The organism is Acinetobacter sp. CIP 102637 (assembly GCF_000368425.1).
GTDB classification, from domain to species: Bacteria; Pseudomonadota; Gammaproteobacteria; order Pseudomonadales; family Moraxellaceae; genus Acinetobacter; species Acinetobacter parvus.
The window spans coordinates 1,607,552-1,620,334 of the sequence record NZ_KB849435.1; the positions used below are offsets into that span (position 1 = coordinate 1,607,552).

Consider the following 12,783-nt stretch of genomic DNA (forward strand, 5'->3'; position numbering starts at 1 on the left):
AGAAAATAGCCCGAGTGAATTAATGCGCTGACTCAATATCAAAATGAATATTAGGCGAACACAGTTCGCCCCTACCCAGGTTTCAATGATGAATGGAATTACATACCATGGGTTTCCTTGACGAACAAATAACCCTTGCTACGAACGGTCTTGATACGCTTTGGATTTTCTGGATCATCACCAATTTTTGGACGGATACGGGAGATACGCACGTCAATTGAACGGTCCTGACCATCGTATTCAATGCCACGCAAACGCTCAAAGATATCTTCACGGGAAAGGATACGGCCCGCGTTTGAAGCCAGCAGCCACAACAGGTCATATTCCGCGCTAGTGAAATCAACCAACTCACCATTTAAAGTCACAGAACGGCCACCATTATCAATCACCAGACCATCAAATTCAATGCGCTGTGCGACTTCATCTTCAGTCACTTTGTCGGTACGGCGTAATAACGCACGAATACGCGCCAACAACACGCGCGGCTGCACAGGTTTTGCAACATAGTCATCTGCACCCATTTCCAGGCCCAGAACCTGATCCATATCTTCAGTACGTGCGGTCAGCATCAGGATCGGTTGATGATAGTGTGGACGCACTTCACGACAAACTGTTAAGCCATCTGCGCCTGGTAACATCACATCAAGTACAACTAAATCTGGTTGTTCGCTAATAATACGACGAATGGCACGGTTACCATCTGTTTCAACACCAACTTCTAACCCATTACGGATTAAATACTCTTGTGTTAAACGCGCTAATCGTTCGTCATCTTCAACAATCAAAATCTTCGGTAACTTTTCTTCTTGGCTCATATATTTGCCCCTACAATCAGAGAGAATCTATCTTTAAAAATCTGACAGATACATTGGTTTATGTTTTGCAATATACACACGTTTACATTGTAAACAAGTAGTCGTTCACCAAACTGATACACGGCAATATAGTTTTGTTATATTTTTATTAAAATTATGAATTTTAATAGGTTTTTAAATTTCAAGCTCAGTTTAAGAGCAGAATGAATTTTGAGTATAGATTTTGTACCAGTGTTAAACAATTTGTTTCTTAACTGATCGATACTGATTTAAGTGTTTGTTTTTTGAGTTATCCACAGAGTTATCTATAAGCCTTTTTAGGCGGCTTTGTTATGCTATGTGCCTGTGAATTCAGCAGTTAAGACATGAAAAAAAATTTACTAAAATGTCAAGGATTGATCTGCTGTTAAAAATCCCGTATCTTGTGTTGAAAATAAACTTTAACCACTAAGTATTGTGTTTATCCCTCAAACATCGTGGCATACTTTTTGCTCGATTCAAACGGTCCATGAACATAAAAATAGATGATAATGGAGCTATGCTGACATGAGCATCATCACTTCTACTCCTGGCCAACTTCAGGTTATTAAGCGCACTGGCGAAATTGCGACTTTTAATGCTGAGAAAATCTCTGTTGCGATTGGGAAAGCATTTTTAGCTGTTGAAGGTCAACAAGGAGCAGACTCAAGTCGCATCCATGACCGTATTTCTCAACTTACTGAAATGGTAATGAACACGTTTAAACGTCGTTTACCATCTGGCGGTACGATTCACATCGAAGAAATTCAAGATCAAGTTGAATTGGCACTCATGCGTACAGGCGAGCAAAAAGTTGCTCGTGCTTATGTGATTTATCGTGAACAACGTGCAACTGCTCGTCAGCAAACAGGTGCAAATCACCATCCAACATTGCAAATCACCGATCACAACGGTCAGCTCCAACCGTTGGATTTAGATGCGCTTACAGCAACGATTGAAACTGCAAGCGAAGGCTTGGAAGGAATTGACGTTCAAGCGATTGTCGATGAAACCGTTAAAAACCTTTATAACGGCGTAAAAGAAAGTGACATCGCAACAACGATGATGATGGCGACTCGTACGCGTATCGAACAAGAGCCAAACTATACTTATGTGACTGCACGTTTGTTATGTAATGAGCTTGTCGGCACTGGATTAGAATTCTTAGGTTTATCAACGGATACATCTGAGAATGATGCTTTAGAACCTTTCTTGAAGAAAGGGATCGAGCTTGATCTTTTATCTCCTGATCTTCTTAATTTTGACCTTGCTAAATTATCAGCAGCGATTCAACCTGAACGCTCAAATCAATTTACCTATCTAGGTCTACAAACTTTATTCGATCGTTACTTCATTCATTCAAATGGTGTACGTTTTGAATTACCACAATTATTCTTTATGCGTGTTTCAATGGGTCTCGCACTCAATGAAGAAAATAAAGAAGAGCGTGCAATCGAGTTCTATAACTTATTATCTAGCTTCGATTACATGGCATCTACGCCAACGCTATTTAACTCAGGTACATTACGCCCACAACTATCAAGCTGTTATTTAACAACAATTGGTGATGACCTATATGACATTTATGGTGCGATGCGTGACAACGCAATGCTTTCTAAATGGGCTGGTGGTTTAGGTAATGACTGGACACCTGTACGTGCTTTGAACTCATATATCAAAGGTACAAATGGTAAGTCTCAAGGTGTTGTTCCATTCCTTAAAGTAGCGAATGATACCGCAGTTGCTGTTAACCAAGGTGGTAAGCGTAAAGGTGCAGTTTGTGCGTACTTAGAAACTTGGCACTTAGATGTTGAAGAATTCCTAGAGTTACGTAAAAACACAGGTGATGATCGTCGTCGTACTCACGACATGAATACAGCGAACTGGGTTCCTGATTTATTCATGCAACGTGTATTTGAAGATGCTGAATGGACATTATTTACACCTTCAGAAACGCCTGATCTACACGATCTAACAGGTGCTGAGTTTGCTGAACGTTATACACATTACGAAGCAGTAGCAAAAGAACAAAACATGCTACACAAGAAAGTACGTGCCAAAGACTTGTGGCGCAAAATGCTTTCGATGTTATTTGAAACAGGTCATCCGTGGATCACATTCAAAGACGTATGTAACTTACGTTCACCACAACAACACGTTGGTGTAGTGCACTCATCAAACTTGTGTACTGAAATTACATTGAACACAAGCCAAGATGAAATCGCAGTTTGTAACTTGGGTTCGATTAACCTTGTACAACACGTTCAAGGTGGTGTGTTAGATCGTGAGAAATTAGCTCGCACGATTAAAACTGCGGTACGTATGCTCGACAACGTAATCGACATTAACTACTACGCTGTACCACAAGCGAAAAACTCGAACTTAAAGCACCGCCCTGTCGGTATGGGTATCATGGGCTTCCAAGATGCACTATATGAAATGGGCATTGCTTACGGTTCAGATGCAGCAGTTGATTTTGCTGATGAATCTATGGAAGTGATCAGTTACTACGCGATTCAAACATCAAGCGATCTTGCGCTAGAGCGTGGTGCTTACTCAACATTTAAAGGTTCATTGTGGGATCAAGGCATTCTACCAATCGACTCTTTAGAGTTAGTTGCTAAATCACGTCCTGAACGTATGTTCGAAGTTGATCGTACTCAACGTTTGGATTGGGATAGCTTACGTGCCAAAGTTCAAAAAGATGGTATGCGTAACTCAAATGTAATGGCGATTGCACCGACTGCAACGATTTCAAACATTTGTGGTGTGTCTCAGTCGATTGAGCCAACATTCCAAAACTTGTATGTGAAATCTAACCTTTCAGGTGAATTCACAGTGATCAACCCTTACCTTGTTCGTGCATTAAAAGAACGTGGTCTATGGGATACCGTGATGGTAAATGATCTGAAACACTTTGAAGGTTCAGTACAAAAGATTGCACGTATTCCTGAAGAATTGAAAGCAATCTTCGCGACAGCTTTTGAAGTGGAAACTCGTTGGATCGTTGATGCTGCATCACGTCGTCAAAAATGGATTGATCAAGCACAGTCGCTTAACCTTTACATCGCTGGTGCGAACGGTAAGAAACTTGACATTACCTATAAGATGGCATGGTTACGTGGTCTTAAAACGACTTATTACCTCCGTGCTTTGGGTGCAACTTCTGCTGAGAAATCAACAATCAATACGGGTGCATTGAACGCAGTTAAACCAGCATCAGTTGAGGCTCCTGTCGTTGCAGCTCAAGCGGTTGAAGATAAGAAACCAGAAGCTCAAGTTGAAGAAGATGGTTTCACTACAGCAGCTCCAGTTCCAATGGCATGTTCAATTGACAATCCAGACTGTGAAGCTTGTCAGTAATTTAATCCAATAAAGCACCCTTCTTTATAGCAAGAAGGGTTCTAAAGATTAAGGCAAAGAGTATGATGACTATGACTCATAACTATATGTTGGGATTAGCTGTTCTGATCTTTGCCTTTATTTTCTTTTATGTACCGATGGTTTATGCATTTTTAGCCATTCGGAAACAACAGCGTAAGCAAGATCAATAAAGTGCTTTATTGGGAAGTAGAACTATGCTTCAAACTGATTTAGAACGATATGCTAATGCTCCTGCTGTTTTAGTACAGATTTATGTCGATCGGATAGTACTTCATTATCCATCTTCTACAGAATATCTAACTGAATGTGCACAGTTTTCACATCCACGTTCGTTATTAGGTGATTTTAGTATCGCTGAAACTACATTAACGCAGTTACTCAAACGTGGTGGTGGCGGTTTTAAGTATTTAGCTCCTTATATGTTTATTCAAGCAATGGAGCGAATGGAATTTGGTTTAACACAAGTAGAAATACGAGCATTACAAGAGCTAGGGCTAAGTAGCGGGGCAAGAGCGATTGCCATTTATGATGAAACAGGCAAATTATTAACGCCAAACTCACTTCCCGCAACTATCAATCTCAAACGTTTAGCGATGATGGGATTGATTATTACCCTTTTTGTTTTGCTGTGTTTCTTATGCGCCATTTTCATTTTTTAAAACTGCAATGTAAATAAATTAAGATTATAGTGAGATTAAATATGTCTATCCTTAGCTGGGACGATTTTGAAGATGATACGCAAAAACCGACTGCACCTGAACACAAGTCTGCGTCCCTCGACTCGCAAAAAACGGTTAATACGCAGGTGGTATCTAATGCAGAGCAATCATCGCCGAGCATGGCAGCTGCACAACCCGTTGGAGCCAGTGCCAACCGAGCAACAAATCCAACCGATTCGTTGGCTAGAGCATCTGCAGCCCTAGATCATTTGGATGTTGCACCGGGCTTAGAAGAGCTTGAAATGGGTGCTCAGCGTGTACAAGTTGACGACAAAGCCATGATCAACTGTCGTGCGGATTTAAACCAACTTGTTCCATTCAAATATGAGTGGGCTTGGCAAAAATACTTGGATGGGTGTGCAAACCACTGGATGCCACAAGAAGTTAACATGAACCACGATATCGCACTTTGGAAGTCTGAAAATGGCTTAACCGAAGATGAGCGTACTATCGTTATGCGTTCTTTAGGTTTCTTCTCAACAGCAGACTCATTGGTTGCGAACAACTTAGTTTTGGCGATTTATCGTCATATTACAAACCCTGAATGCCGCCAATACATCTTGCGTCAAGCATTTGAAGAAGCGATTCACACGCATGCTTACCAATACTGTATCGAATCTTTAGGTATGGACGAAGGCGAAGTCTTCAACATGTACCGTGAGATTCCAAGTGTTGCACGTAAAGCATCATGGGGCTTGAAATATACTCAATCTTTAAGTGATCCTACATTCCACACAGGTACGCCTGAAAACGATCAACGTTTACTTCGTAACTTGATTGCATTCTACTGTGTATTAGAAGGTATTTTCTTCTACTGTGGTTTTACTCAAATCTTGAGTATGGGTCGTCGCAACAAGATGAATGGTGTTGCTGAGCAATTCCAATACATCCTACGTGATGAATCAATGCACTTGAACTTTGGTATCGATATGATCAACCAAATCAAGATTGAGAACCCTCACCTTTGGACTGCTGAATTCCAACAAGAAGTGATTCAAATGATTCTTGAAGGTACGATGCTTGAGATCGAATATGCACGTGACACTATGCCACGCGGTGTATTGGGCATGAATGCAAGCATGATGGAAGAATATTTGAAGTTCATCTGTAACCGTCGTTTATCGCAACTCGGTTTACCAGAGCAGTTTGCTGGCGTGACCAATCCATTTGCGTGGATGTCTGAGATGATGGACTTGCGTAAAGAGAAGAACTTCTTTGAAACGCGGGTAACGGATTATCAGACTGGTGGTGCGTTAAGCTGGTAAGTTTAATCTACGTCACGTGACACATAAGTTGTCATTTGCGACACATAAAATGTCATTGAACGACACATAAGTTGTCATTAATAAAAAATCCGATTTTTAGAAATCGGATTTTTTATTCGTATTTGATTGCTAATTGGCTTAAGTATCAACTAAAAAGTAAACATGTATTCATTACCAAAACCCTTTGAAATCTGCCCAACCCAACGCTCTATTTGATCTGCCTTCATCACCTTAAAATCCCGCCAGTTATACTTCATCTGCTTCCAAACCATCTCAATTCTATTCAGCTCAGGACTATACGCAGGTAGAAAATACAAAGTCGTTGAATACTCTTGTACAAGAAGCTTGCGCCAATCTACCATCTGTTTGCTGCGATGAATCGAGGCATTGTCAACAATCAACACCAAAGGAACTTGATAGCTGCGTTTCACCTGTGCTGCTACACCCATCAAATAGGCATAAAACCAGCGACTGTTAACGGACTCCTGTAGGCAACTGGTGATCAGATGACCTGTTGACAGCAGACAACCCATCACATTAACTCGCTTTAGTCTTACAGCATCAACCGCATGAACATCGCCTATCTTTGTCCATGCATAACGGTTATCTGGCGTAGCCGAAAATCCTGTTTCGTCCACATAGCCCAATACAATTTCACCACGTGCCGCTTGCTCACGTAATGCTTCAATCTGCTGTTGCGCTTGTCCAAATGCGGTCGGGTCTCTTTTTTTTCAAGCTGTGGCGGGTGCGTTTGAAGACCATGCCTGAATCTCGCAAAAACTTGCGAATAGTTTCAACAGACACGGACACACCGTGTTTTTCATGCAGTTTGAATCGGATTTGTTCTGCATTGAGTGGGCTTGTGTTGACCCACTCTAAGATTTGAGCCTGATAGTTTGATGTCAGTGTATTGGGACGGCCTGAGCGATGACCTTCTTGAATCGATTCAAACTGATGTAGCTCCCAATGTCGGCGTTGTAGCCTTATGGTTTCTGGGATACGCTCTTGTAACGCAGCAACTTCGGCAACAGTTTTACCTTCGGAAAGCCAGAGAATGGTTTGGGCACGTTGTCTTTCACGCCAATGTGCTGCATGCTTGGTCAGGAGAATTAGTTGTGCACGCTGTTCTAAGCTGAGTGGGACGGTAACAATCCGTGGCATGTGCAAACATCGTTTAACCAAAAATGTCTTTTCGCATGTTTAGTTGTTTTTGTCAACTTAATCGCGGATTGAAAAATTACTTCAGCTATTTGTTTAAGTAAAAATGGTGCTCTTTTGAGTACCTTTTTTTATGGATAAAATAAATAATTGAATACCCCCATATAATAAAAACTTTTTTCAAATTTTATATTGTTACGACTCTCCAAGACTATATAAATATCCTCTAATTAAATCACTATTTTTTTCATTCAATTAAATTTATTACTGACATAAATGCATATTTCACTTATTATTTTTGGTACGTTACAAAAAGTTAATTTTTTATAATTGAAATATAAATAAAGGATAACATCTTGTCGAATGTGAATTATGAAAAACAAGCTCAGGACTATTATGGGAAGGCTCCTATCATAATTCTAGGCAGCGGAGCATCAGCTGCACATGGAATGTCTGGTATGGGGGCACTAGCACAGCATTTGATTAAAGAAACCAATGTTTCAGACTTATGTGATGCAGACATGAAATCTTGGGGTATTTTCTGCCAGACACTGACAAATGGCATAGATCTTGAAACAGCACTCCATCAAATAGATGTATCTAAAGAATTAACTTGCAGGATCATAAATTCCACGTGGTCACTCATAAACTCTGAAGATTGCAATATTTTTAAAAATGGCTTGCAAAATATTTCAATGTTTCCGCTCAGTCGCCTACTTAACCATATGTTCAAAACAACTCTAAAAAAAGTAAATGTTGTCACGACAAATTATGATCGTCTGGCAGAGTACGCATGCGAGCAAAGCAAAATCCATCACTATACTGGTTTTACACATGGCTTTTTCCGCCAACTAACCACTCCCGATGAATTAACCTGCTCACGCAGAGTGAATATATGGAAAGTACATGGATCTCTCGACTGGTTTCAATCTCCATTAGAAGATACCGTTGCAATTTCAGGCACACAAGAGATTCCTGAGAACTATAGCCCACAAATTGTGACACCAGGTACTCAAAAGTACCAAAAGACACATCTTGAGCCATTCCGCTCTATCATTAATAACGCCGATAAAGCTATCAATGAAGCAGGATCATACTTGTGTATTGGATATGGATTCAATGATGAACATATTCAACCAAAACTTATGGCTAAATGTCAGCGACAGGAAGCACCAGTCACTATCATCACATACGCGCTTTCCGATTCGGCCAAAAAACTTATTATTGATGGCAAAGCAAAAAATTACTTAGCGATAGAGCGTGGGGCGACAGATGACAAGTCAGTTGTTTACTCTTCACTAAGCCACTCTTCGTTCACAGTTGATAAAAACATTTGGAGCCTTGAGGGCTACTTATCACTCATCATGTAGAGAGAACATATGGCTATATTTAACTTTAAGGATGAAGAGACCCTCGGGAAGGTTGCCTCCGTTGATACGACCAATGTTATTGTAGATGTAGAGAATATTGCTCATCTAAAACGACTACAGGTTAATCACCTTGCTGTGCTCCAAAGCAGCAGACCTGGACAGCACCTCATTGGGCTTATTACACAAGTGACTAGAAAGCGTGGTATCGAGAATATTTCCGATGATGGAATAGTAGAACAAAACTCAGAATTGAATCTATGCCGCATTGCTTTAATTGGAACCATGCTGGATCGTGATGGCTCCAAGGAGAACGTCTTCCGTCGAACACTGGAAAGTGTTCCAGAAATTGATGCCAACTGCTTTTCGCTTGAAGGTGATAACCTAACCAGATTTATGCGTACGCTCTCTAGTGTTTCAGCAGATGGAAATGCCTTGACGCTAGGTAAGTACACACTGGATGAGAACGCAGTAGCCTATCTCAATGGCAATAAATTTTTCCAACGCCATGCTTTTATCGGAGGAAGTACAGGTTCTGGAAAGTCGTGGACAACTGCCAAAATTATTGAACAGATGTCAGGGCTTGCTACTGCGAATGCTATTGTATTTGATCTTCACGGTGAATACGCTCCATTAACAGGGGCAGGCATTCAGCACTTTAAGGTTGCAGGACCAGCAGATGTGGAAGCTAAAAGTACCATTTCTGATGATGTACTTTATCTTCCTTATTGGCTTCTTTCTTATGAGGCGCTGGTTTCCATGTTTGTTGATCGTAGCGATCAAAATGCACCCAATCAAGCCATGATCATGGCTCGTGAGATTAACCAAGCAAAAAGAAAATACCTAGAAGACAATGGGCAACATGATTTACTAAAGCATTTTACTGTTGATAGCCCCGTTCCATTTGATCTGTATTTCCTTTTGGAGCAACTGAATTCTATTAACGTCGAAATGGTTCCTGGTGCTAAAGCTGGAACTGAAAAACAGGGCGATTTCTTTGGAAAGCTCGCGCGCATGATTTCTAGACTTGAAAACAAAATCTCTGATAGACGTCTCGGCTTCATGTTTAATGGTGGTGAGGATATTCTTGATTTTGCTTGGCTTGAGAAATTTGCTAGTGCTGTACTCGGCAGCAGAGATGAAAATGGTAAGGCAGGCATCAAGATCATCAACTTCTCTGAAGTTCCCTCGGATGTTCTTCCCCTGATCGTTTCCCTTGTTGCACGAGTCACATTTTCCGTACAACAGTGGACCCCTTCTGAACTTCGTCACCCTATTGCTCTTCTCTGTGATGAAGCCCATCTATATATGCCACAGCGCAATATGGCAGATTCTGCTGATGATATTTCATTGGATATCTTCGAACGCATCGCCAAAGAAGGACGCAAATATGGTGTCAGCTTAGTTGTAATCAGCCAACGCCCATCTGAAGTAAATAAAACACTGTTAAGCCAATGTAGCAACTTCGTTTCCATGCGACTGACTAATGCTGAAGATCAAGGAGTTATTAAACGCCTTCTTCCTGATAGCCTCGGTGGTTTTAGTGATATTCTTCCGACTCTCGACACTGGAGAAGCATTAGTCGTTGGTGATGCCAGCTTACTACCAAGTCGAATTAGGATCGATGAACCTCAAAATAAATCAAATAGTGGTACTGTCAATTTCTGGGATGAATGGCAGACGCAAGTCAAGGAAAAGCGCCTATCAACTGCCGTTGATAATTGGCGTAAGCAAAGTATTCAATAATAAAGATTTGAGGGGACAAAGCATCCCCTCTCAATTCAACCATAGCATAGCGTCATTTATGATCTAAAACTCATCCTATAAAAAGGACTCTGAGATATTTATGAAATGAAGCTGCCATGTGTTTAGGATCTTAGTGACTTTTCACCAAGCGCAAAAAAACTACCTATCCAAAACTTAAAAATCACCCTACTCATTTTTTAAGAAACTCCAAATCTAAATTACCCTTATGACTTCCAAGCCATTCATTAGGTGGACATTCTCCTGCATGATCGCCAATTTCTTGTGTTTCATATGCTGAAAAATATCATTCAAAAGAGTGTGCTTAGCAAAAGCTTCATCAAAATTTATAGATTGTGAAATCTGTTTAAGATAAATTTGCAATCGATTTGATGAATGTTCCTCATCTAAGTTCTGCCAATCTTTTGGCACGACGATGTATAAATCACGACTTGAGATGTAATTTAAAACTATCAAAAGCCCACTAGGATCGAAATCAGAGTAGACTGCAATTTTAGCTGTATCAGCTAATCTTTCTAACAGCTCATTAACCAACTTAATATTCTTTCCTTGTCCGCGGTATAGAAAGAGGCTAACCTGCCATTGCTCTGGCAAATACTGGTGCCATTTATATAAGTGGACCATCATGTCGCCATTTTCTACAATGACCAATTGTTTAATAGCACTAGTATCTACTTCGTTAATATCTATTGTGGCTAGAAACTTCGGATGTGATATATCTAACATACCACTTTTCAGAGGTAATGCCGCTTTGACAGATGCAAAGACTAGATAATCTGAAAAAACAGATTTATTAGTGTCCTTTTCATTAATGCTGTATTTAACATGTTCAAATCGAGATAATCCCTTTGGAATTTCAATATCAGCTTCAACTTTCCTATATTGCTTATAAATCTGATCTAATCTCACAAAGTCTAAATCATCTAGATGCAAATCACGACCTCTAACCCTGCCAATTGCCTCAGAGTCATGTAACATTCGCCACGTATTATTCAACGATACTTTTTTCGTTCTCTTGAGTAATGCCTGTTGAATAACATTTAATTGAGTACCAGTAATCATGATAACCTGTTAAATACGTTTAATTACGACATCATGAACTAACCGGTTGCCGTTATAATTAGGAATGATATTTTCGATAAAATGCATGTCTAATACCCCAGCATAATATTCATAATTATCACGATACGAACTGACAAGATGCAATATCCAAGAATTGATTTCAACTTCTGGCTTTAAGTCTTGATAACATTGTACAGCAGTGAGCTCAACTGGCCCTTGAGGATGCATCAACGCCTCAAAGAAATGGTTTGATGCTACCTCTAGCGCTGAGGGTTCTACCAGAACTTCTGCATCTATCTGTATTTCCACCTCAACAATTTCTTTTTCAGCTTCTTTTGTTATCTTCTCTCTGTTTTCACTCGCTTTTCGTGCGATTAGCTCCAATGTTTCCTGTGCTCTGTATAAACCTAAATCAGCATAGGCAGTGAATTGTGGTTTATAAACTCGAAAAAAAGGGCTAGGTGCAGTGCTTTGATCTAATATAGAACTTAGCTGTTTACTAGCCAAAAAACTATGTACAGCATCAATCATGGAATTACGTTTCTGAATTTCTAAATCTTTCTTCCATCGGAGTAGATATTCATTCAACACATGCCCTGCATTAATCAGTTCTTTATGACACTTAAAAACGATCGGTGTTAACCTTTTGGTAATCAGACGTTCAATCTCTTTGTCTCCAACACCAAGTTGGGCCAGTTTGTCTGGTGACAGTTGAATCATGATATCGCTTAATGGCTTTAAATCCTGAATTGCTTTTTCATTAGCTCTGATGCGGACTTCCAAATCACTAATAATCAATAATTTTTCATGAACTTGGCTGGAAAAATGAATATAGTCTTCAACAAGTACATTAGACAGCTCTAGGAGCGCATCGATTAATTCTCCTTGGTCATATTTTGCATCTTCATAGTTTCTCTGTTTAGAAAAAGCATACGAGTGTGCGCATTCCTCTATTCGGATTATGAGCGATGCAATCTGACCAGGACTATTCTTAATACGTCCTCTGCGATCAAAATGAGATACAAACCGTAATACGTTACTTTGAATGATAAAACCATCAAGATCACGATAGCCTAATCCAGCTTTAGCTAACGACTCAATTTTATTTTCAATATCATAAGTACAGTCAATGATGCCATGTTGGTGTTTAATGGCATGTCCTATTAAATCAATATTATTTGTTAATAAACGACATGGTACTAACGCTGGATGATTTTGATCAGACATAATT

General features: G+C 40.0%; 11 protein-coding genes. 6 read left to right on the forward strand and 5 right to left on the reverse strand.

Annotation, left to right across the window (positions count from 1 at the left end; translation table 11 throughout):
* Positions 1–98: 98 nt before the first annotated feature.
* Positions 99–815 carry a response regulator transcription factor BfmR gene (gene bfmR / locus F967_RS10755; protein ID WP_004799826.1) on the reverse strand — a complete coding sequence of 239 codons (717 nt, stop codon included), beginning with the start codon at positions 813–815 and terminating at the stop codon, positions 99–101.
* A 546-nt stretch (positions 816–1,361) separates the two neighbouring features.
* On the opposite strand from bfmR, the gene F967_RS10760 reads away from it, so the two are divergent.
* The 4 genes from F967_RS10760 to F967_RS10770 all read left to right on the forward strand — a co-directional run bounded on the left by F967_RS10760 (position 1,362) and on the right by F967_RS10770 (position 6,201).
* Entirely contained in the window at positions 1,362–4,196 is a 2,835-nt protein-coding gene (locus tag F967_RS10760) for a ribonucleoside-diphosphate reductase subunit alpha (RefSeq protein WP_004799827.1), read from the forward strand.
* 62 nt (positions 4,197–4,258) lie between these two features.
* A complete protein-coding gene (locus F967_RS13945; protein ID WP_004799830.1) occupies positions 4,259–4,387 on the forward strand; it encodes a hypothetical protein in 129 nt (42 codons plus the stop codon).
* A 24-nt stretch (positions 4,388–4,411) separates the two neighbouring features.
* Positions 4,412–4,876, forward strand: a complete 465-nt coding sequence (locus F967_RS10765; RefSeq protein ID WP_004682967.1) for a hypothetical protein — start codon at positions 4,412–4,414, stop codon at positions 4,874–4,876.
* 41 nt (positions 4,877–4,917) lie between these two features.
* Entirely contained in the window at positions 4,918–6,201 is a 1,284-nt protein-coding gene (locus F967_RS10770) for a ribonucleotide-diphosphate reductase subunit beta (protein WP_004799832.1), read from the forward strand.
* A gap of 149 nt (positions 6,202–6,350) precedes the next feature.
* Here F967_RS10770 and F967_RS10775 read toward each other — a convergent pair whose 3' ends face one another.
* Together F967_RS10775 and F967_RS10780 are read right to left on the reverse strand one after the other, a co-directional pair.
* On the reverse strand, positions 6,351–6,890 hold the full coding sequence (locus tag F967_RS10775) for an IS630 family transposase (RefSeq protein ID WP_126038012.1): 540 nt from the start codon (positions 6,888–6,890) through the stop codon (positions 6,351–6,353).
* A complete protein-coding gene (locus F967_RS10780) occupies positions 6,886–7,362 on the reverse strand; it encodes a helix-turn-helix domain-containing protein (RefSeq protein WP_004760987.1) in 477 nt (158 codons plus the stop codon). The genes F967_RS10775 and F967_RS10780 overlap by 5 nt, the downstream gene beginning before the upstream one ends.
* Before the next feature lie 362 nt (positions 7,363–7,724).
* On the opposite strand from F967_RS10780, the gene F967_RS10785 reads away from it, so the two are divergent.
* Together F967_RS10785 and F967_RS10790 are read left to right on the forward strand one after the other, a co-directional pair.
* Positions 7,725–8,729: an SIR2 family protein gene (locus F967_RS10785; protein ID WP_228127282.1), complete on the forward strand. Its 1,005-nt coding sequence runs from the start codon at positions 7,725–7,727 to the stop codon at positions 8,727–8,729.
* A gap of 9 nt (positions 8,730–8,738) precedes the next feature.
* Entirely contained in the window at positions 8,739–10,472 is a 1,734-nt protein-coding gene (locus F967_RS10790; protein WP_004799836.1) for an ATP-binding protein, read from the forward strand.
* Between the two features lie 213 nt (positions 10,473–10,685).
* Here F967_RS10790 and F967_RS10795 read toward each other — a convergent pair whose 3' ends face one another.
* Together F967_RS10795 and F967_RS10800 are read right to left on the reverse strand one after the other, a co-directional pair.
* Positions 10,686–11,552: a DUF7281 domain-containing protein gene (locus F967_RS10795; protein ID WP_004799838.1), complete on the reverse strand. Its 867-nt coding sequence runs from the start codon at positions 11,550–11,552 to the stop codon at positions 10,686–10,688.
* A gap of 9 nt (positions 11,553–11,561) precedes the next feature.
* Complete coding sequence (locus tag F967_RS10800; protein WP_004799839.1) at positions 11,562–12,779, reverse strand: hypothetical protein; 1,218 nt, start codon at positions 12,777–12,779, stop codon at positions 11,562–11,564.
* Positions 12,780–12,783: the final 4 nt, after the last annotated feature.